The 22,463-nt window shown below is 60.7% G+C and carries 17 protein-coding genes; all 17 read left to right on the forward strand.

Features of this window, described 5'->3' with window-relative positions; all coding sequences use genetic code 11:
• Window positions 1-57 precede the first annotated feature (57 nt).
• The gene (locus tag DOM36_RS02795; RefSeq protein WP_157958548.1) at window positions 58-462 is read left to right on the forward strand and encodes a DVU3141 family protein; all 405 of its coding nucleotides are present in this window, start codon (window positions 58-60) and stop codon (window positions 460-462) included.
• A gap of 182 nt (window positions 463-644) precedes the next feature.
• Window positions 645-2,378 (forward strand): polysaccharide biosynthesis/export family protein, encoded by a 1,734-nt coding sequence (locus tag DOM36_RS02800; protein WP_232823711.1) that lies wholly within the window; start codon window positions 645-647, stop codon window positions 2,376-2,378.
• A 188-nt stretch (window positions 2,379-2,566) separates the two neighbouring features.
• Entirely contained in the window at window positions 2,567-3,304 is a 738-nt protein-coding gene (locus tag DOM36_RS02805) for an ABC transporter permease (protein ID WP_075570726.1), read from the forward strand.
• Window positions 3,305-3,317: 13 nt separating this feature from the next.
• Entirely contained in the window at window positions 3,318-4,340 is a 1,023-nt protein-coding gene (locus DOM36_RS02810) for an ABC transporter ATP-binding protein (RefSeq protein WP_083941870.1), read from the forward strand.
• The gene (locus DOM36_RS02815) at window positions 4,337-5,452 is read left to right on the forward strand and encodes a chain-length determining protein (protein ID WP_110641246.1); all 1,116 of its coding nucleotides are present in this window, start codon (window positions 4,337-4,339) and stop codon (window positions 5,450-5,452) included. The genes DOM36_RS02810 and DOM36_RS02815 overlap by 4 nt, the downstream gene beginning before the upstream one ends.
• A gap of 177 nt (window positions 5,453-5,629) precedes the next feature.
• Window positions 5,630-6,703 (forward strand): dTDP-glucose 4,6-dehydratase, encoded by a 1,074-nt coding sequence (gene rfbB, locus DOM36_RS02820; RefSeq protein ID WP_198651205.1) that lies wholly within the window; start codon window positions 5,630-5,632, stop codon window positions 6,701-6,703.
• Window positions 6,700-7,587 carry a dTDP-4-dehydrorhamnose reductase gene (gene rfbD / locus DOM36_RS02825; protein WP_110641248.1) on the forward strand — a complete coding sequence of 296 codons (888 nt, stop codon included), beginning with the start codon at window positions 6,700-6,702 and terminating at the stop codon, window positions 7,585-7,587. Before rfbB ends, rfbD begins: the two co-directional genes overlap by 4 nt.
• A 137-nt stretch (window positions 7,588-7,724) precedes the next feature.
• Window positions 7,725-8,654: a glucose-1-phosphate thymidylyltransferase RfbA gene (rfbA, locus tag DOM36_RS02830; RefSeq protein WP_075570722.1), complete on the forward strand. Its 930-nt coding sequence runs from the start codon at window positions 7,725-7,727 to the stop codon at window positions 8,652-8,654.
• Window positions 8,655-8,738: 84 nt separating this feature from the next.
• Complete coding sequence (rfbC, locus tag DOM36_RS02835) at window positions 8,739-9,284, forward strand: dTDP-4-dehydrorhamnose 3,5-epimerase (RefSeq protein WP_075570721.1); 546 nt, start codon at window positions 8,739-8,741, stop codon at window positions 9,282-9,284.
• Window positions 9,285-9,371: 87 nt separating this feature from the next.
• Window positions 9,372-10,721 carry a UDP-glucose/GDP-mannose dehydrogenase family protein gene (locus DOM36_RS02840; protein WP_110641250.1) on the forward strand — a complete coding sequence of 450 codons (1,350 nt, stop codon included), beginning with the start codon at window positions 9,372-9,374 and terminating at the stop codon, window positions 10,719-10,721.
• A gap of 595 nt (window positions 10,722-11,316) precedes the next feature.
• A complete protein-coding gene (locus DOM36_RS02845) occupies window positions 11,317-12,489 on the forward strand; it encodes a hypothetical protein (protein WP_198651184.1) in 1,173 nt (390 codons plus the stop codon).
• Window positions 12,490-12,509: 20 nt separating this feature from the next.
• A complete protein-coding gene (locus DOM36_RS02850) occupies window positions 12,510-14,915 on the forward strand; it encodes a rhamnan synthesis F family protein (protein ID WP_198651185.1) in 2,406 nt (801 codons plus the stop codon).
• Between the two features lie 129 nt (window positions 14,916-15,044).
• Window positions 15,045-16,043, forward strand: coding sequence for a hypothetical protein (locus tag DOM36_RS02855; RefSeq protein ID WP_110641252.1), 999 nt, complete (start codon window positions 15,045-15,047; stop codon window positions 16,041-16,043).
• A gap of 27 nt (window positions 16,044-16,070) precedes the next feature.
• Window positions 16,071-17,915, forward strand: a complete 1,845-nt coding sequence (locus tag DOM36_RS02860; protein ID WP_075570718.1) for a glycosyltransferase family 2 protein — start codon at window positions 16,071-16,073, stop codon at window positions 17,913-17,915.
• 11 nt (window positions 17,916-17,926) lie between these two features.
• A complete protein-coding gene (locus DOM36_RS02865; RefSeq protein ID WP_198651186.1) occupies window positions 17,927-20,242 on the forward strand; it encodes a glycosyltransferase in 2,316 nt (771 codons plus the stop codon).
• A gap of 44 nt (window positions 20,243-20,286) precedes the next feature.
• Window positions 20,287-21,315: a glycosyltransferase gene (locus tag DOM36_RS02870; protein ID WP_075570717.1), complete on the forward strand. Its 1,029-nt coding sequence runs from the start codon at window positions 20,287-20,289 to the stop codon at window positions 21,313-21,315.
• 121 nt (window positions 21,316-21,436) lie between these two features.
• Window positions 21,437-22,387 (forward strand): glycosyltransferase family 2 protein, encoded by a 951-nt coding sequence (locus DOM36_RS02875; protein WP_075570716.1) that lies wholly within the window; start codon window positions 21,437-21,439, stop codon window positions 22,385-22,387.
• Window positions 22,388-22,463: the final 76 nt, after the last annotated feature.

The raw sequence follows: 22,463 nt of genomic DNA on the forward strand, positions 1-22,463 counted from the left end.
CATAACAGCCAGGTTCCCGGCGATAACGCGCGGGAAATCGAGGGGGAGGTGATCATCATGAAAAAAGAAATCTGCAAGTTCAGAGGGGGCAATCGCGCTTCGCGATGGCTGGCGGTAGCGCTGATGCTGACCGCTGCATCGGGCTGCGCGACCTCGTCTCAACAGCGTCTCGATACCGCCGTGGCTCCGATGAACGAGGCCACACCGGTGAACGGGCCACTGTCCACTTTTCTCGACAGCGCTGCGACAGGCAGCGTTGCCACGCTCGCTACCTCGCCTTGGGGAGCCAACGTCTCGGTTCATGCGCGGGAGCGCTACTTCTCGGCCAGCGGACGACGTTGCGTTCGGCTGGATGTGACGCGTAACGCCGCGCCGGCCGGTCTGCCGGTGGGGGAAGTCACTTGTCTGGTACCGGGGAAAGGTTGGTATGCACAGCGTCTGGTGACGGAAATCATTCGCTAGTGAGCCTCCGAAAAACATTCGGATGCTCTCTCGGCGAAGCCGTCGAAATCCGTCGTTCCTGATGCCGGAACGACCTGGTTGCCACCGAATTGAAAAGTGCCTCAAACGGCATTTAAGCGGATCTCCTATTCACGGGATTCGGTACTCGATGGCCTGAAACAACGTGAGGGAAGGGAACCATCATGAAGCGGTTAGCAATGATTTTCCGGGCCATGTGCCTGGTGGCGGTAGCGTGTCTGAGCGCCAACCTTGCTCACGGGCAGGCCATTGGAGTGAACAGCAGTACGTTGCTGGGTAGCGATCAGCAGGCGCAAGCGATGACGTCGCAGGCGTCGGATGACGATGCAACGGAGACATCGCCGCGAGCCAATTGGGATAGTGGCACCTATGGACCGGTCGACCCTCGGGCGCAGGCCATGGTCGATCCCGATACGCTGCCGCCGTTCGGCGAAAACCTGTTCAGCGGCGGTTTCCGCGGAATGATGGCGGACGGGCTCAATCCCGAGTATCTGATCAAGCCGGGTGACCAGATCACGATTCGGGTCTGGGGCGGGGTCGAGATGGACCGGGTGCTGGCGGTGGATGCCCAGGGCAATATCTTCCTGCCGGGAATCGGACCGCTGCAGGTCCAGGGGATCTCCAACGCTCAGCTCAACGCCAAGGTGCGCGGCGCGATTCAGTCGGTCTATCCGGAGAACGTCAGCGTCTATACCAATCTCCAGGGCGTGCAGCCGGTGGGCGTGTTCGTCACGGGCTACGTGATGAATCCGGGGCGCTACTCCGGAACGCCGAATGACTCGGTGCTCTACTTCCTCGATCAGGCAGGCGGCATCGATCAGGCGCTCGGCAGCTATCGACAGGTCCTGATCAAGCGCGGTAACCAGGTCATCAACGTCGTCGATCTCTACAACTTCCTGATCAACGGCGATATCGCCCGTCCCCAGTTTCGGGATGGCGACACCATCGTGGTCGAGGAGCGCGGACCTGCGATCAGCGTCGTCGGCGACGTGCAGAAGAACTACCGCTACGAACTGGTCGGGGATGCGTTGACCGGTCAGGACGTGATCAATCTGGCGCGACTGAAATCCGGTGTGTCCCATGTGCTGCTGCGTGGCAGCCGACCGTCGGGACCGGTCTCGCGCTATCTGCCGCTGGCGGAATTTCGCAGCGCCGAGGTGCGTCGTGGCGATGAAGTGCTGTTCAGTGCCGACCTGCGCGACGAGACCATCGTGGTTCAGATCGAGGGCAGTTACTACGGGCCATCGCGATACGCGTTGCCGCGAGATGCCAAGCTGGGCGAGTTCCTCAATGCGATCAGCGTGCCTCAGGGCATGACCAGCTATCAGGATGTTTCGATCCGTCGGATCAGCGTGGCGGATCAGCAGGCACAGTCGCTGAAGGATAGCCTGCGGCGACTCGAGACCACCTATCTGGGCTACCCGTCCCGCACGGCCAAGGAAGGCGAGATCCAGGTTCGCCAGGCCGAGCTGATCCAGCGATTCGTGGAGAAGGCCTCCCAGGTCAAGCCGACCGGCCGGCTGGTCGTCGCCCGGGACGGCAATGTCGCGGACATCCGGCTGCAGGATGGGGACATCGTCACGATCCCCGAGAACACCGATTCGATCCTGCTGAGCGGCGAAATCATCATTCCTCAGGCAATGGTCTTTACCCCGGGCATGAGCGCCCAGGATTACATCCGGCAGGCCGGCGGATTCACGCCACGGGCCGACGAAGACCAGGTGCTGGTGGTTCATCGCAATGGCGCCGTTCTTCAGGCAGGGCAGACCCAAATGCGTGCCGGCGACGAGATCATCGTCCTTCCGGCAGCGCCGACGAGCAACATCGAACTGGCCTCCGCGATTACCCAGATCCTGTTCCAGGTTGCCGTGGCCACTCGCGTGGCGCTGGACCTGTGAGCGCGTTCGGTCGCTGGTCTTTCCGCCTGACGCGCAAGTTGCGCACGGCCCATCGGGGGTAATCCGTCATGGCTATGGATGTTTCAAGACCGGACTCACCGCCGGGCTTTTCCCAACCTGATTTCGCAAGACCGCCCGGCGCGCCTTCGCGCTCGTCGTGGCGGGTGGCCAGAAGCGTCTGGTTCGCCATGTTCATGCGCGAGGCGATCTCTCGCACCATGGCCGATCGCATGGGCTGGTTCTGGATGATCTTCGAACCGCTGGCGATCATCGGGGTGATGGTGTCGGTGCGCGGGTTGTTCATGTCCGGCCGGCATATCGCCGGGGCCGACTACGTGGCCTGGATGGTGGTCGGGCTGATGGGGTTCATGCTGTTCCGCGAGAACATGATGCGTTCGATCGGCGCGGTCGAGGCCAATCGCGGGCTGTTCGCCTATCGCCAGGTCAAGCCGATCGATCCGGTGCTGGTCCGCTGTTTCCTCGAAGGCATGCTCAAGTCGCTGATCTTCATCCTGTTCATCACGATCGGCAGCCTGCTCAAGTTCGAGCTGATGCCGGACTACCCGGTCGGCGCGATGATGGACTGGCTGTCGCTGTGGGCGCTGGGCTGGGGATTCGGGCTGACGCTGTCGGTGCTGGGCGATCTGGTGCCGGAAATCGGCAAGGTGGCACGGATCCTCAACCTGCCGCTGCTGCTGCTTTCCGGCGTCATCTTCCCGGTGCTCTACGTGCCGCATCAATACCGGGAATATCTGCTGCTGAATCCGATCGTGCACGGCCTGGAGAGCATGCGACTCAACTTCTTCGCCGGCTACCACACGATCGATGGCATCGATATGACTTACCTGTGGCTCTGGGCGCTGGCGTCGATTTCGCTGGGGCTGGTCCTCCACCTGCGTTTTCGCGATCAGCTGAAAGCGCACTAGGAGATCTGCCCACATGATCGAGATCCGCAATCTCTACAAGCGCTATCACAACCATCACGGCAGTCAATGGGTGCTCAAGGACATCAGCCTGACCATTCCCTCCGGGGTCAGCGTGGGGCTTCTGGGCCGCAACGGTGCGGGCAAGTCGACCCTGCTGCGACTGATCGGCGGCATGGATTCGCCGGACCGGGGCGAGATCATTCGCAACAGCCGAGTCTCCTGGCCGATCGGTCTGGCCGGCGGTTTTCAGGGCTCGATGACCGGCCGCCAGAACGTCAAGTTCGTGGCTCGCATCCACGGGGCCGAGGAGGAGATCGAACGCGTCGTCCAGGAGGTCGAGGCCTTCGCCGAGATCGGCAACGCCTTCGACGAGCCGGTCAAGACCTACTCCTCGGGAATGCGTTCACGCCTGGCATTCGGGCTGTCGCTGGCCTTCGACTTCGACGTCTATCTCTCCGATGAAGCGACCGCGGTCGGCGATCGGGCTTTCAAGGCCAAGGCCAAGGAGGCGTTCAAGGATCGCATCGGCCGGGCCAGCCTGATCATGGTGTCGCACGGGGAGGGCGTGCTGAGGGAGTTCTGCGAGGCAGGCATCGTGCTGGAGCAAGGGCAGGCGAAGTGGTTCGACGATATCGAGGAGGCCATCAGCGCCTACCACGAGGCGACCGACGGCAAGAAGACCACGCCACCCAAAGTGCCTGCATCGCTATCCGAGGCGAAGCAGCAATTGATGCAGGCCAATCTCGAGTTCGAGCAGGCGCGGCTCGATTACCAGATATCCAGTGACGATCCCGCTCGGAACGATCCCGACGATGCGCTGCGATGGCGCATGGAGGAGTCCCGGGAGCGGATGCACGAGGCGCGCCGTTACGTGCAGCAGTTCCAGGCTCAGGCGAAATCCAAGCCTCGGAACCGCCCGGCCAAGGCGTCGAACAAGCCGACGACTCCGAACAAGCCTGCGGCCTCGAACCAGACTACGACTTCGAGCCAGGCTACGACTTCGAACAAGACTACGAAAAAGACAGGTCGCCCATGAACAAGCCATCTCAAGCCAAAAGATCATCGCGGTTTCGCAAGTCGTTTCACTGGGTCGTGTGCCTGATCGCGATCATCGTCGTGTCGCTCTACTGGGCGCTATGGGCCAGCGACCGCTATGTCTCCCATGCCAACGTGGTGCTCGAGAGCCCTCAGCTCGCGTCGCCGACCTTGAGCGTGAGTTCGCTGCTGAGCGGCGGGGCGACCAGCAATCTCGCGGACATGCTGCTGCTGCGCGATTACATGCGCTCCGTGGACATGCTGAAGCTGCTCATCGAGGAGGCGGATTTCCGCAATCACTATGCCAATTCGGGCGCCGACTTCTTCAGCGCGCTGAGCGACGAGAACGCGCCGCTGGAGGAGCTGCATGACTACTTCCTGTCGCGGGTGTCGATAGAGCTGGACGATTACGCCGGCGTGCTGCGGGTCGATGTGGAAGCCTTCGATCCGGAGGAAGCCAACAAGATCGCCCAACTGCTGCTCGACGAGGGCGAGCGTCACATGAACCTGATGGGGCAGCGTCTGGCGGAGGAGCAGGTTCGCTTCCTCGAACAGCAGGTCTCGTTGCTGGAAGACAAGTTCCAGCAGACCCGTGATGCACTGCTCGACTATCAGAACGCCAACGGCCTGGTCTCGCCGACGGGCACGGTGGAGAGTCTGAGCTCCGTCGTTTCCAGTCTGGAAGGGCAGCTTGCCATCGCCAAGGCCCGCAAGAGCGCACTGGCCAGTTACCAGAGCGTTCGCTCGCCGGAAATCGTGCGCGTCAATAGCGAAATCAAGGCGCTCTCCGATCAGATCACCCAGGAACAGGGCCGCCTGGCTCGGCAGTCCGGCGATGCGCTCAACAGTATCTCCTCGGAATATCAGACCTTGATGCTGCGCGCCCAGTTTGCTCAGGAGAGCTACTCCGGGGCGCTGGGAGCGCTCGAAACGACACGCATCGAAGCGGCGCGGAAGTTGAAGCAGGTATCCGTGCTCCAGACGCCGACGATGCCGGAATACCCCGAACAGCCGGAGCGCCTCTACAACTCGGTGGTATTCGCCGTGATCGCGCTGTTCATCACGCTGATCATCAACATGCTGATCCTGATCGTGAAGGACCACCGCGACTGATCCAGCAGATCCGGCCGCGGCCCCGGCTGTCTCATGCCACGGGCCCGGCCAGCTGCCGGAAAAGCCATACCACCCCGGACAGATCGCACGATTCAGTCGGTCTTTCCAGTCGATCTCTTCCGTAGATCGATCTACCCGCTATTCAACAACAGGCTCGACGGGGGAAGCACCATGAGCATGACATTTCTGGTAACAGGTGGCGCCGGGTTCATCGGCTCGGCAGTCGTGCGCGAATTGATCGAGCACACGCCACATCGCGTCATCAATGTCGACAAATTGACCTACGCGGGCAATCCGGAATCGCTCGCTCGCGTCGACAGCGACGAGCGTTACGAATTTCGTCTGGCCGACATCTGCGATGCGGCGGCCATGGCCCGGATCTTCAACGAGTACCGGCCGGATGTGGTGATGCATCTGGCTGCGGAGAGTCACGTGGATCGCTCCATCGATGGCCCGGCGGCGTTCATCGAAACCAACATCGTGGGGACCTACGTCCTGCTGGAAGCGGCACGTAGCTACTGGAAAGGGTTGCAGGAGAGCGACCCCCGCAAGGCAACGACGTTCCGGTTTCACCATATCTCCACCGACGAGGTCTATGGCGATCTGCATGGCGTGGACGAGCTGTTCACCGAAACCACGCCATACGCGCCAAGCTCGCCCTACTCGGCCAGCAAGGCGAGCTCCGATCATCTGGTTCGCGCCTGGCACCGCACTTTCGGTTTGCCGACGCTGGTGACCAACTGTTCCAACAATTACGGGCCGTTCCATTTCCCGGAGAAGCTGATTCCGCTGACGATCCTCAACGCGATGGCGGGGCAGCCGCTACCGGTTTACGGCGATGGCAAGCAGATCCGTGACTGGTTGTTCGTCGAGGACCACGCGAGGGCGCTGGTTCTGGTCGCCAGCGAGGGCGAGATCGGCGAGACCTACAACATCGGTGGTCATAACGAGAAGCAGAACATTCAGGTAGTCGAGACCATCTGCGAACTGCTCGAGGAGCTCGCGCCGAAGAAGCCGGAAGGTGTCGCTCACTATCGCGACCTGATCACTTTCGTGACCGACCGACCGGGGCATGACCAGCGTTACGCGATCGATGCATCCAAGATCCAGCGGGAACTCGATTGGACCCCCAGCGAGAACTTCGAGAGCGGCATGCGCAAGACCGTGCGCTGGTTCCTGGAGAACGACATGTGGTGGCGCCGGGTGCAGAACGGCAGTTACCAGGGCGAGCGTCTGGGAGCGACGGCATGAGCATGCTGATTCTGGGAGGCAACGGGCAGGTCGGCTTCGAGCTGCAGCGCGCGCTGGCCCCGCTCGGGCCGTGCGTCGCGCCCGGGCGCCAATCACTCGATCTGCAGGATGCCGCTGCCGTCGCTCGGCTGCTCGATGAGCATCGGCCGTCCCTCATCGCCAACGCCGCTGCCTGGACCGCGGTCGATGCGGCGGAGACGGCGCGCGACGAAGCCTTCCGGCTCAATGCCGAGTTGCCGGCTCAGCTTGCCGACTACTGCGCGTCGCACGGGGCCAGACTGGTTCACTACTCGTCGGATTACGTCTATCCGGGGGATGGCGACATTGCCTGGCAGGAGTCCAGCAGCAGTGGACCTCTGTCCGCCTACGGGGAGAGCAAGCTGGCGGGTGACGAGGCGATCCTGGCCAGTGGCGCGGAGGCGCTGATCTTCCGTACCAGCTGGGTCTACAGCGCACGCGGTCACAATTTCATGAAGACCATGTTGCGTCTCGCCCGCGAGCGTGAAGCGCTGAGCATCGTTGGCGATCAAATCGGTGCGCCGACGCCAGCCCGGCTGATCGCCGAAGTGACCTTGCTGGCAGTGAAGCAGCAGACGGAAGGACGCCTGGCCTCTGGCCTTTATCACCTCGCGCCGCGTGGTGAAACCAGCTGGCACGGCTTCGCGCAGGCGATCTTCCAGCATGCCGAGGTACTCGGGGAGACCCTGCGGGTTCGACCGGATCAGGTGGTATCGATCGCAACCGCAAATTACCCCACTCCCGCTCATCGGCCGCTGAATTCGCGACTGTCGCTGGAGAAAGTCGAGCAGGCGCTGGGTATCACGCTGCCGGATTGGCAATCCCAGTTGCAGCTGACGCTGGCGGAGCTGCTCGAGGGCGCATAGCGCGCGCCGATCATGGCTGTTCCATCGCTTCGTAACTGTTCCATCGCTTCGTAACAGAGCCCCTTGTCACAGGGGTAACTCTTATACCGTTATCTTGAATATCTGAATCGATCCTCGCATCGAAAAGGAGCTCCACCATGGCACGTAAAGGCATCATTCTCGCCGGCGGTTCCGGCACACGCTTGCATCCGATCACTCAGGGCATCTCCAAGCAGCTGCTGCCGGTGTATGACAAGCCGATGATCTACTATCCGATTTCGGTGCTGATGCTGGCAGGGATTCGCGAGATTCTGATCATCTCGACGCCGTCCGATCTACCGCAATATCAATACCTGCTGGGCGATGGCGCGCAATTCGGGGTACGTTTCGAATATGCCGAACAGCCGTCTCCCGATGGTCTGGCGCAGGCGTTCCTGATCGGCGAATCGTTCATCGGCAGCGACTCGGTCTGCCTGGTGCTCGGCGATAACGTCTTTCATGGGCAGCACTTCTCGGAGCAGCTGATGCGGGCCTCCGACATGCAGAAGGGGGCAACGGTCTTCGGCTATCTGGTCAAGGATCCGGAGCGCTTCGGCGTGGTGGAGTTCGACGCATCGGGCAAGGCGCTGTCGATCGAAGAGAAGCCGATCAAGCCGAAATCCCCTTATGCGGTCACCGGCCTCTACTTCTACGACAACGACGTGGTCGAGATCGCCCATCAGGTCAAACCCTCCGAACGCGGCGAGCTGGAAATCACCAGTATCAACAACGCCTACCTGGAGCGGGGCGATCTGCGCGTCGAGCGACTGGGCCGCGGGTTCGCGTGGCTCGATACCGGCACGCACGACAGCCTGCTGGAAGCGGGCCAGTACGTACAGACGATCGAACATCGCCAGGGTCTGAAGGTCGCCTGTCTGGAAGAGATCGCCTGGAACCAGGGCTGGATCGATGACGCGCTTCTCACCGAGCGTGGAACCGCGCTCAAGAAGACCGGTTATGGTCAATATCTGCTCAAACGTCTCGAAGACGCGCAGCGCGGTGCAACGCTGACCGAAGCTGCGGTGGCCGGCATCCGCGGCAATCGCTGATTGCTGTCCATCAGTTCAGCCATCAGTTCAGCCATCACCTCAACCATTGCCTCAGCCATCCACCCAGCCGAAGAGGCGGACGACATGAATTACGAAAAATTGGCTATTCCCGAGGTCGTGCTGATGACACCGCGTGTGTTCGGCGACGAACGCGGGTTTTTCCTCGAAACCTTTCGCCACAGTGAATTCGTTGAGCACTGCGGCGATCATCGGTTCGTTCAGGATAACCACAGCAAATCCGGCCAGGGCATTCTGCGGGGGCTGCACTATCAGTTGCAGCACCCGCAGGGAAAACTGGTACGGGTCACGCGGGGGGAGGTCTATGACGTCGCGGTGGATCTGCGTCGCAGTTCGCCCACCTTCGGCCGTTGGGTCGGCGCGCTGCTGAGCGAAGACAACCGCCAGATGCTGTGGGTGCCGCCGGGATTCGCCCACGGTTTCTACGTCACCAGCGAGGTCGCCGAGTTCCAGTACAAGTGCACGGACTACTATGCGCCGGGCGACGAATACAGCCTGCACTGGAACGACCCGCAACTGGCTATCGACTGGCCGCTGGTGGGCGACGAACCGGTGACGTCCGACAAGGACGAACAGGGCAGCTCGCTGGCCGATGCGGCGACGTTTGCCTAGTGTCGACGTTTGCCTAATGCCAATGCTACTGAGACTTGACCGAGCTGCCCCTGTGGGTGGCATCGCGCATTCATGGGGATTTCTCGAATGAAGATTACCGTTTTCGGTACCGGCTATGTCGGTCTGGTCACCGGCACCTGTCTGGCCGACGTAGGCCATGACGTGGTGTGTGTCGATATCGACCGAAACAAGATCGAGCGTCTGGTTCAGGGAGACATTCCCATCTATGAACCCGGCCTCGAGTCGATGGTGCTGCGCAATGTGGAAGCCCGGCGTCTGCGGTTCACGACCGACGCCGGCATGGCGGTCGAACATGGCGTGCTGCAGTTCATCGCCGTCGGCACGCCGCCGGACGAGGATGGCAGTGCCGATCTGCAGTATGTGCTGGCAGTGGCATCCACCATCGGTCAGTACATGAACGGCTACAAGGTCGTCATCGACAAGTCGACCGTGCCGGTCGGTACGGCCGACAAGGTTCGGGATCGTATCGAGAGCGTGCTTGCGGAGCGCGTCGCAGATGTCCCCTTCGATGTCTGCTCCAACCCCGAGTTTCTCAAGGAAGGCTCGGCGCTGGAGGACTTCACGCGTGGGGCTCGTATCGTGGTGGGTACCGACTCGGACCGCGTCAGCGATCTGATGCGCGAATGCTATGCCCCTTACAACCGCAACCGCGAGAAGCTGATGTTCATGAGCGTGCGTGCGGCGGAGCTGACCAAGTATGCCGCCAACGCGATGCTGGCGACCAAGATCAGCTTCATGAACGAAATTGCCAATCTGGCAGAACGTCTTGGCGCAGACATCGAGGACGTTCGCCGCGGCATCGGTTCCGACCCGCGTATCGGCTACCACTTCATTTATCCGGGCTGCGGCTACGGCGGCTCCTGCTTTCCCAAGGACGTCCAGGCGCTGGCGCGTACCGCCAGCAAGGTGGGCTACGAAGCCGAGCTGTTGAGGGCCGTGGAAGCGGTCAATAAACGTCAGAAATCGACGCTGTTCGAGAAGCTCTCTCATGCGCTGAATGGCGAGCTCGAGGGCAAGACGATCGCGGTATGGGGACTATCGTTCAAGCCGGAAACCGACGACATGCGGGACGCCCCGAGCCGCACCCTGATGGAAGCGCTGTGGGCACACGGGGTCACGGTACAGGCCTACGATCCGGAGGCCATGAAGGAGTGTCGCCGCATCTACGGTGAGCGGGACGATCTGATCCTGGTGGCAGACCGCATCCAGGCGGTCAAGAAGGCCGACGCGCTGGTGATCTGCACCGAGTGGAAAGAGTTTCGCACGCTCGATGCCGAGTGGATTCGTGGCCAGTTGAGCACGCCGGTGGTGATCGACGGTCGCAACCTGTTCGATCCGCAGACGATGGCGTTGGCAGGGGTGGATTACTACGCCGTAGGCCGAGGCAAGACCCTGAGCACTTCGGCTCCGGTCTGACGTCGCCTCTCTCGCTTCCTCCCGCCAGAGACATTTCATCGACGATCCATGGCTCGGTGGCACCACTCGAACGGGTGCTGCCGGGCCGATGTATGGCGGAAAATGAGTTAAATCGTTTCTATTGAGTAAGTCTAATACCCTCGCAGATGAAGTTTTTAATGTTTCCTTGGCGCCGTTAATTCATGGAAGCGTGGATGGTGAATATCGATGAGTAAATTCATCTTCACCAAAAGCCGGGGCACGATTAACCTGACTAAAGTCTTAACGCTAGTTGCTTCGTTACCGATGGCAAGATCGCAGTTCTGTCGTGCTCGATATTTCTGGTCCTGCATGCTTTGTCGGTTAACGGCGACGTTCGTTTTTTGGGACGTCTCTATATTGCCTTAACCGTCCCGGTTTTCGAACCTGGGAACAATGCCCGGTTCATGAAGACGAAGTTTGACCAGTATCGTTCTTAGAAGATATCGGTCTTAGAAGAAATGACTTATTAAAATAGGTTTGGAGGTCCGATTCCATATGCTGGCCCTGGTTTCATTTAAATGACATTGAGTTGCTGGTCATTGAGTCTCGAAATCCTTGAGTCTCGAACTCATTGATGTCGAATTCATCGAATGCCGAGTCATTGACGAACAAGACATTTTATTCCGGCATCATGGTGCCGCAATCACAAATATATAACGTCAGTATTGCAACCTATTACATCGACAGACGAGGCGTCACCATGCAAGCCAAGAGCCGGGCACTATATGAATTCGGGGCGACCTTCCTTGGACCTGCCCTGCACGTTTATGCAGAGTCCATTGAAGCCGAGGCCGAAGGTCATCTGCCGGTATGTCTGGCGCGCGAAGGATGGTGTTTTCATCGCCTGCTGACTCGCCTTCAGCGCGAGTCTTCGATCGAATTGCAGCACGACCCCATTTATCTGCGCGTCTCCAGAACGCTGTTGTTCCGCGCCATGCTGGGATCCGAGACGATCACCCCCATGGCCCTGGGCAACGATTTCTCGGGCAGCGTTCTGGATCTCATGCGCAAGAGGTTCGGTCTTCAGCTGCACGAAATATTCGCAGCGTTACCGTTCGAGCTGCTTCGCTTTCAATGCGAGCTCCCCAAGGACAGGGAGCTGGTTTTCCAGTGGCTGACTCCGCACCTGAAAGCCTTGAAGACGGTGGTGTCCCCGACCCGGAAAGCGTTGGTCGCCTACCTGGAGCGATCGGGGTTGATGGATCCAGACAAGCGCCCGTTGATGCTGGATCTGGGGTATTCCGGCACGATCCAGAAAATTCTTACCCATATTCTGGAGCGTGACACGACCGGACTTTACTTCATCGCTACCAAGCCGGGCGACGCGGAGATCAGCGAACATCATGCGCTGTTGAAGGGCGTCTTCCATGAAGGGGTGGGCTGGCGAGAAGGGTGCATCATGCTCGAACGCTCTCTACTTTTCGAATGCCTTTTGACCGCGCCGCATGGCCAGATGGTCGATATCCGGCAGAAAAGCAACGGCGAGTTCGAATACTTCTACGGCCGCCAGGCGGCAACGCAGCGTCATTTCCAGGACTTGAAGACGCTCTTCGACGGGGCGATCGATCACGTCGTGATGTGCCGCCGCCACGGCGTGAATTATACGCCGGCTGACGTCCAGGGGCTCTATGAGGTCTTCGCGACCCGACCCAACTGTATTCCGCACGATGTTTGGCATCTTTTCAGTGTCGATGATGACATCACCGGCAACGGCATCGTCAATCCGATGCAAATGTTTGCAATATAAATCAAGAGGTGGGGGCCCACATGAAACCGACGGGAAAGATGATATCGCTACTACCGTGGCTATTTCAGACCCAGTTCGCCAGTCAGGCACGCAAAAGGCGCCTGGCGGCCGAGGAGGTCGTGGGGATGGACGACAATATCGTCGTGTCGGAAAAGGGTATCGAAGACCAGCCAGGCAAGGAGCCTGCGCTCGATGACAGGCATCTGGTCACGGTGACCGAAACTGTCGTGGTGGCAGACGGCGAAGCGGTCAATGACGACCTCTCTCCGGTGGATGATTACCACCGCGGAACTGGCGATGCCAGCGGCGAGCGGTTGATGGGCTTGCCTGCTGGTCTGGCTCCTGCCGCTGGCGTCGGGGAAATGGCGGAGCCAGGTATCGCTGCGCCGGCGGCTGATACGCCAGAAACCGATCGCTCGGGAATCGACGGTTCAACAACAGCAGCATCGGAAGTGGTCGAGCCCGAGATCGTCGAGCCAGAAATCGTCGAGCCAGAAATCGTCGAGCTCCCGCTGGGAAACACCGCCCGAAGCGGTGGCGCCCACGCCGCCATGATGAGTCAGGCCTTCATGGATTCGCTGAACACTGGCCTGTTCGATCCCAAGTGGTATCAGGCTACGTATGGCCTGCGTTTTTCGACCCAGCGAGAGGCGTTCGACGATTATCTTCGCAAGTCTCGCTTCGCGCCGGTCAACCCTTCGCCGCGTTTCGACAGCGAAACCTATCTGCGAATGTATCTCGATGTTTTTCACGCCCAGCAGAGCCCTCTTCAGCATTATCTGCTGCACGGACGCAGCGAGGGCCGCAAGCATGTGCCGGCAACGGTGCGCTGGTTCCCACGGGAAATCGTCAGCCCAGCCAAGACGCTGACCCGAGCGGCTGGCGAGTTGAAGGTCGCGCTCTGTCTGCATGTGTTCTATGTCGATTTCCTGGATCGATTTGCCAAGGCGATCGAGCGCTTTCCGGTCACCGTCGATATCTATCTCACGCTGGCGGATGCCAGCTTCGAGACGCGAGCCAGACAGGTATTCGGCGAGCACCCGCGGGTGACCAAGCTGGAAACCCGGATCGTGCCCAACCGTGGGCGCAATTTCGGTCCGGTGCTGGTGGAGTATGGTCAGGCGCTTCAGGAGTACGATCTGTTCTGCCATCTGCACTCGAAGAAATCGCTCTACTCCGGCAAGGAGCAGACGCAGTGGGCGGAATACCTGATCGAATATCTGCTGCGTGACACATCCGTCATCACGCGCTTGTTGAACGCCTTTGCCGCCGACGACTCCCTGGGGGTCTATTACCCGACCACGTTCTGGATGATGCCTTCCTGGGTCAATCACCAGACCATGAACAAGGGCTTCATGCGCGAGTGGCAGGAAAAGCTCGGCATCGACCATATCCCTGAATTCCTGAGCTACCCGGCGGGCGGCATGTTCTGGTCGCGCCCCGAGGCCATGAAGGGGGTTCTGGATCAGACCTGGATCTACGAGGATTTCCCGGAAGAGCCGTTGCCCAACGACAACTCGATGCTCCATGCCCTCGAGCGCGTTCTGGGCCCGTTGGCCGAACATCACGGTTTCCGTCAGCTGTTCTTCTATCCGCCCACGGGCCAGTTCACCACCGACAACGGTTACATCACCGCGAGCTATCACGGTCGGCTCGAGCATCACATCGCCAGCATTCAGGCCCATGCCTGCATCAGTTTCGACGTCTTCGACACGCTGGTGCGCCGTGAGTACACCGTTCCCGATTACGCCAAACTGAAGTTGGGCAAGATGCTGGCCGAACAGGGCCATGTGCCCTCCGCACAAGCGTTCGTTCGGCTGCGCAACGATGCCGAGTCGACGCTGCGTCGGCGAGCCAACTTCCAGGGTGACGTTCGTATCGAGGCCGTCTACGACGAGCTGGCCGACCAACTGGACGTGACGCGGTCAGTCGCGCAGCAGTGGATGGAGCTGGAGTACGAACTCGATCTCGAGATGATCCAACCCAAGGACGAGATGGTCGAGCTGTTCAACCATCTTGCCGCCCAGGGACACATTCTCTGGGTCATCTCCGACAGCTACTACAACCGCGAACAGGTGGGGTTGATGCTGCGCAAGGCCGGCATCGCGGCGGCGTATCGGCTGATGGTCTCCAGCGAAGAGCAGGCGCGGAAGGATAACGGTTCGATGTGGGTCAAGGTGAAGCAGGACCTGGCCAACGAGGGCATCTCCCGTCATCTGCATATCGGCGACAACGTGGTGGCGGATGCGCAGATGCCCGGCGATCTCGGACTGACGACGTTCCACATTCTGCATCCGATGGACAAGTGGGCGGCTCTGGGTTTCCCGCCGGTCCTTCATGGCGAGGACGCGCTGGATGAGATGCAGATACTCAAGTGGGGGCGTCTGATCAACGAGGTCGGAAGAAATCCGTTCATCGGTGAGTGACGCCCGCACCTGCCTCCGGATCACGCAGGGGCGGGTCGCCAGGCAGTTGGCCAACAAGCGCGCAGGCGGGGATCCACTACCGATTTCCGATGCCGGTTCAGCGATGGTTTTAGAGGTCGAGGGGGAAGCGTGACAGCCGATTCAAAGCGCGCGGCGTTTCGTGCCACGCCGGACATCTGTTTCACCGCCCTCACCATGGTGCGGGGCGAGAGCGATATCGTGTGGTCGTCGCTTCTGCACCATGCGCGGCTGGGATTTCATCGCCTGATCGTTATCAGCTATCTGGATCACGACTTCCTCCGCCAGTGTATCGACAAGCTGCGCGATGACTTCCCCGGCATGGAAGTCGATCTGGTCGAACTCGAAAGCCAGGGTCATTTCGGACGGCGCAAGGCCTTTTACGTCAATCGGGCACTGTCGTTGTTCATCGATCCCAAAATGGAGAATTACGTCTACTGCTTTGACGCCGACGAGTTTCTGTCTCTGGGGATTTACCCCTCGATTGGCACCTTTTTCGCGGCGTTTACCGCCGGGCTGGCGAGCGGGGCCCACGACGGGACGGTAGGGGACTGCTTTCCGCTGCCGTGGCTGAACCTGATTCCACAGCGTCATCAGTACGACGAGCGGGATCTGAGAGGGCAGTTTCTCGAAGGCGATTATCTCTGCGTCGATACCCGCCAGAACAGCCGCCACAAGGTGCTGTTCCGCAAGCGCCCCGGGACGCGTGTGCATATGGCCTATCACCAGGCTTACGCGGGAGAGAAGGACGTCCCCATGCTGCCCGATTCCGAAACGCTGGCATTCGTCGAGGCGAGCGGGGCCTGTGTCTATCACGTGCCGTTACGCAGTCTGAGCCAATTTCGGGATCGGCTGGAAGGGCCCATGCGGCGAGTGATGAGCCAGTCGGGGGTGAATCCCGCGCCGGCGCACGCCGAGCTGCCTTTCGATATCGCCGATGCCCTGTTTTCGGCGTGTACCGCCAGTCAGCCACGATTCGCCAGTCTTGCCGAAGCGGCAGATGTCTTCGGCGAAGCCATTACCGATAGAAAGATCCGGGCCATCACTCGATTCATCTACCGCCATCGAGTGGACGTCGGCCCGGTTCTGAGCCCGCGAAATAGTCGCTGAGCTCGTGTTGCCTGGGAACTAACGCCAATGATTTCACGTATTGCCAATCATCCCCGTTATCGCTACGCCATCGCCGCCATCGTCAAGAACGAGCGGCCGTATCTGGCCGAGTGGATCGCCTATCACCGGCTGATCGGCTTCGAGCACTTCTATATAGCCGATCACGGCAGCACCGATGGTACCGATCTGCTGTTGGCGAAATGGCAACGTCAGGGTTTGGTGACCGTTCAGCATTGGGTGCCCGAGGAGCGAGCGCAGACGCTGTGGTATCAGCATGTGCTCGAACACCATGGACGCGAAGTCAGCTATCTGGCGTTCATGGACGCCGACGAGTTCCTGGTGCATCCCCATTGCGACCGACCGCTGGAGTGGCTGGCACCGACCCTGTCCGCCAACGATGTGGGCGCCGTGGCGATCAACTGGCGGATATTCGGTTCGTCGGGCATGCGCTTTCGCCAGCCGGGAGGCGTACTCGAACGCTTCAGCATGGCGAGCGACAGCGAGCGGGTCGTCAACTGCCACGTCAAGTCGATCGTCAAGCCGTCGCTGGTGGTGTCGATGACCGCCCATACGGCCGAGCTGAAGCCCGGCTATCGCTACCTGACCGCCGATGGTCAGGAAGCCGCATTTCTGGATGACAAGGTGACATCCGGCCGTACCGATCGGGTGATCGATACGCCGCTGAAGATCTATCACTACAACATCAAGTCGTACGAGGAGTTCGTCGATACCAAGATGTCGCGCGGTCGCGCCAACATGGGGCCGGCCCACTCCCGTGACCTCGATTACTTTCGCAATCACGACATGAACGAGGCGTGCGTTCGCTTCTCCCCTGAGCTGTTGAGCCGGTTGCGCCAGGCGAGTCGTGAACTGGCCCCCGACATGACCGCGCCCTCACGCCAGCCCTGCTTCTTCATTCACATTCCCAAGACCGCGGGAACCAGTTTTCGATTGGGCGCCAAGGCGTATCTCGGCGAGGGCCAGGTCTGGCACGACTATGGCGAGACTCAGCGCGAGACTGCGCCCATGGTGGCGCGCTGGGCCTACGAGCGGCGTGACGTGTGGCGACTGTGGCAGATCGTGACCGCGCAGAACGTGCAGCTGCTGGGCGGCCACGTCAAGGTGGAAAAATATGGTCACCTTGCCGGCCTGCGCCACTGTTTTTCGTTCGTGCGCGATCCCTTGCAGCGTCTCGCATCCGAATACCACCACTTCGTGCGGCATCACGGTTACCAGGGCGCGTTCTCGGCGTTCTACCGACGCCACGACATGATCAATCGCCAGAGTCGATTTCTCGAGTCGACGCGCGTCGAGGCGCTCGGATTCGTCGGGCTCACCGAACGGTATACGGAATCCCTGGCGATCCTTAACGACCTGTATGGCTGGCAGATTCCCGGCAGGGCCGAAAACCTGGGGCATGCATCCGTCGACCACGTCTACGACATCGATCCGGCCGACGAAAGTGCCTTGCGCGAACTGAACGCTGAGGACTTCAGGCTTTATCAGGATTGCCAGCGCTTGTTCGAATCGCGTCTGGCCCTTTTCCGGCAGGGCATGCCATTCGTTCATGGCGCGATACAACAGTGCGTGGCCGACAAGGTAGTGGGCTGGGCGTGGTGGGCCGCCGACGACAGTCCGGTCGAGATCGAGGTCTGGGTCAACGATCGCAAGATCGGCCGCACGCTGGCCAACGCGCTACGCCCCGGCATGCTGCGATGGGGCGCCCCGCGCGGCGCCTATGTAGGCTTCCACCTGCCGCTGCAAGCCGTGCCAGGCGACATCGTCGACTGTCGCGTGACGCTGACTCAGCAGTCGCTGGGTCGGCACCGGGTGGCACGAACCGCTTCACTTCAACCCGTGCTGGAACCGTGAGGGAGATGCTCATGCAGACCTCTGTGCCGGCTGGGGCGGACGCCCGAAACTGGATGCTCTGGCGCGGCTTGAAGCGCTCCACCCGGATCGTCTGTTATCCGCGACTGAAGCCTCTCTACCAGCTCGAGCGATTGGTTGAAGGGGAGATGGACGAGTCTCGTCAGTACCTCTGGCGTTCGACCGGTAACGACCCCCAGTTTGCCTGGAAGCGTCATTTGCCGTTGCCGGGCTGGAACATGCTGGAGGTCACCATCCGTCATGATCAGCCGAGCGGGGCCGTGCGGTTGTACGTCGATACGGGCCGTGGCTTCAACGAAAAGGAGAGTTTCTATCTGATGCTCAGGCCGGGACGCACCGCCAAACGGCTCTGCTACATCGGCTCGGGGGTCAGGGGAATTCGTTTCGATCCGCTGGAGAGCGAAGGCTGCTTTGCCGTCGATCACCTGCGGCTGGTGTGGCTGAGCCCGTGGTTCGCTCACGACCGTCTGGTTCAGCGGCTGGCCAATCTGCACGGCGAGTGGCTGGAGACCCCCAAGGCGAGGGTCCTCGCACAGCTGAAGCAGCGTGCCAGGGAGCAGCACGTCCACTGGCGAGCGCTTGCGCTCAGGCAGTACGAGGAGACGTTCGTTCGGCTCTGCCCGCGCAAGAGCTATCGCCAATGGCTGACGCAGCAGCCCGTATTGGCCTCCGATCAGATATCACGGCGTCTGGAGAACTTTTCCTACCGACCGTTGATCTCGATCCTGCTGCCGACGTATGACCCGGTTCCCGAGGCGCTCGAGCGTTGCATCGAGTCGGTGCTGGCCCAGCACTATCCGCACTGGCAGCTGTGTATCGCCGACGATGCCTCGACCGATCCGCGGATCCGGGAACGGCTTTCCCGTTACGCCGAGCAGGATCCCCGCATCGACCTGGTGTTGCGCCCGGTCAATGGTCATATCTGTGCAGCCAGCAACAGCGCGCTGGCATGCGCCGACGGCGAATACGTGGCGCTGCTCGATCACGATGACCGGCTCGTGCCGGAAGCGCTCTATCACGTCGTCGAGACGCTGCAGCGTCAGCCTGACGCCGAGCTTCTGTACAGCGACGAAGACAAGGTCGACGGGTTCGACGAGCGCTACGATCCGCACTTCAAGCCGGCCTGGAATCCCGATCTGCTGCTGGGACAGAACTATGTCAACCATCTGGGGGTGTACCGAACGGCGAGAGTCAGAGCCGTCGGCGGCTTTCGTGTGGGCTTCGAGGGCAGTCAGGACCACGATCTGACCCTGCGTTTCACGGCAGGGCTGGCAGAGGATAGTATCGTGAGGATCCCCCGTGTGCTGTATCACTGGCACGCCGGCCAGGGCTCCACGGCGACCGCGGCCGTCGAGAAGAGCTATACCGCCGAAGCGGGCCTGCGCGCGGTACAGGACTATCTGACGCGGCAGGCAACGGGGGCCCGCGCCGAGCCGGGCAGGTTCCCCAACACCTACCGCATCCGTTGGCCGATCCCCGATCCGGCGCCGCTGGTGAGTCTGCTGATTCCCACTCGCGATCAGGTAACGATCCTGCGGCCCTGTATCGAGGCGCTGCTCGAACGCACGCGTTATCCGCATCTGGAAGTGCTGATCCTGGACAACGGCTCGACCTGCCGAGAAACCCTGGATTTTCTTGACGAAATCGTCAGAGATTCCCGGGTTCGCGTGCTCCGCTGGCCGCACCCGTTCAACTATTCGGCGATCAACAATTTTGGCGCGCGTCAGGCGCGCGGCGAGATTCTGGGGCTGATCAACAACGACATCGAACCGATCAACGAGGACTGGCTGGAAGAGATGGTGGCCCAGGCCTGCCGCGAGGAGATCGGTTGCGTCGGGGCCAAGCTCTACTACCCCAACGGCACGATCCAGCACGCCGGGGTGCTGCTGGGAGTGGGCGGCGTCGCGGGTCACGCGCACAAGTATTTCTCGCGCCACGAACCCGGTTACTTCAGCCGGCTGCACCTTGCCCAGAATTTCTCCGCGGTGACCGCGGCCTGTCTGGTGGTGCGCAAATCGCTGTTCGATTCAGTCGGTGGGTTCGATGAAGCCAACCTGGCGGTCGCGTTCAACGATGTCGATTTCTGTCTCAAGGTCCGCGAGGCGGGTTATCGCAATCTGTGGACGCCGTTTGCCGAGCTCTATCACCACGAGTCCGTTTCCCGAGGCGCCGACGACACCAGCGCCAAGCGACTGCGGGCGAGCCAGGAGGCCAACTACATGCGCCGCCGGTGGCAACATCGACTGTTCGACGATCCGGCCTACCACCCCAGCCTGACACTGACTTACGAGGACTTTTCGCTGCGCTGAGTCGCGGTGGAAAGAATGAAATCCAGCCTACGAGGGGACTGATCATGAACTATCCGCGCTGGGTGGTTTTGAGTGATGGAACCTGCCCGACCGAAGATATCTACTTCCTGAAATCGGTGGCACCGTGGCTGCAATCACGTGGCATCGAGGTCAAGCGTATCGACACCAGCTACTGGCGACTGCCGGTGATGTGCATGCCGTGGCTGGTAGGCGAGCTTCGCAATGCCCACGTCCTCGTCTGCAGATCGCTCAACGGCGCCTGGATCTCGTGGCTGGAAGACAACCGTCATCGCGTGGCCACCATTCGCTATCTGATCGATGACGACATCGATGCCGCTGCCCTGGACGAACAGCTGCCGGAGACCTATCGGCGCCGGATGTCGCACGTGGCGTCACACCTGCAGCCGCGCTTGCTGGCGATTGCCGACGAGGTGATTGCCTGTTGCGAGCCGCTGGCGAAGCACTTCAGCCGCCGTCACGATTCGGTCTCGCTACTGGCGCCTTCATTGATCGCGCCGATGCCGAACCACGATCACTTTTCGATGCTGGCACCGCGGGTCGGATTTCACGGCTCGCGGGCGCATCTGGCCGATCTCGAGAACATCACGCCGGCGCTGGTCGATATCCACGAGCGCAACAAGGCGCTGACGTTCGAGATCATGCTGGGGGGATTTTCGCCGGTCTCGCTGCGAGGGTTGCAGCGGGTCCGTACCCCCAAGCCTCTGGGCTGGCGGGCCTTCCAGCGCTATCGCGACCGGCAGCGCATGCATATCAGTCTGACGCCGATGCGCGATACCCCGTTCAATGCCGGCAAGACCTATATCAAGTTCCTGGACAACGCGGCGATGGGAAGCGTGGGGCTATACAGCGCGCGCTCGCCCTATCGGGAAATCGTCTCGCAGGGGGAAGACGGTCTGCTGGTCGAGGATACGCCGGAAGCCTGGCGTTCGGCGATGCAGCAGTTGATCGACGATCCGGCGGCCGCGCGGCTCATGGCTCAGAATGCGGCTCGCAAGGCGCTCGATATCGGTAACCCGGAAAAGGCGCGCGCCTTCTGGTGGGTCAGGCGCTGAAACCGCGACGGCGAGACGAATGCCGCGAGCCTGATCTCGCAGGGATGATGATGGCAAATGTTCCCGATCTACGTCGCCGCGACGGCGACAAGAACCTTTAACGTTGACAGGAAACTTCACGATGAAACTTGAATTTACCGCCATCACCATGGTCAGGGGAGAAGAGGATGTCGTCTTCGCCTCGTGCCTGCATCATCTGCGTCTGGGGTTCGACCGGCTCATCCTGATCAGCCACATCGAGCACGATTTTCTGCGGGATTGCGTCGCCGAACTGCGAGAACGCTATCCCGAAAAGGAGGTCGCTTTCGTCGAGATCGAGGACGAGCAGGGCTTTTCCAGACGCAAGGCCGACTATATCAACGGGGCGCTCGAGCTCTATCTGAAGAAAGACTGCTACAACGTCGTCTACGGATTCGACGCGGACGAGTTCCTGACGTTCCGGAAGGGCCATACGATCAAGGATTTCTACGCGGCGTTCGCCCAGCGCTTCCCGGGAGAGGAGAACCTGAAGCGCTTCTACTTCCGACTGCCGTGGATCAACGTGATCTGCAAGGAGCGCATTGCCTATCAGGAAGATCTCGAAGGCAAGTTGCTGGACGCCGAGTACTGGTCGCTGGGTGAACAGGCGTCGGATACCAAGGCGCTTTTCGTCTATCGCCAGTCTCATCGGCTGCATATGGGCTATCACTGGCTGATGGCCAAGCAGGATGGCACCGTGCTGGAACCGGAATCCGAACTCATGGACTTCGCCCGGGAGTGGGAGGCCTGCATCTATCACTTGCCGCTGCGCAGCGTGGAGCAGTTTTTCGCCCGGATCGGCAACTACGTTTCCAGTGCTGCGAAGCAGGAGAAGCACAATCGCCTGAGCCAGTTCTTCATCGATAACCCGCACATCAATCGGCAGCATTTTTTCGAGATGTGCATTGCCCCCGAACCGACCTACCCGAGTTATGAAGCGCTCAAGCAGGATATGGGCCCGGCCATCGAAGAGATGGTGTTGATGGCATTCACCAAGTTGATGGTGAAGCCTCGTATCGATATCGGACGAGCGTTGCTGTCTGCCAATCAGTAGGCCTCGCATCGACAGGGCCGATACCCGAGTGGATATCGGCACGCAAGTCGTGATCGAAAGGAGAGCGCTGGCAACG

The organism is Salinicola sp. CPA57 (genome assembly GCF_003206035.1).
In the GTDB taxonomy this organism is placed as follows: Bacteria; Pseudomonadota; Gammaproteobacteria; order Pseudomonadales; family Halomonadaceae; genus Salinicola; species Salinicola socius.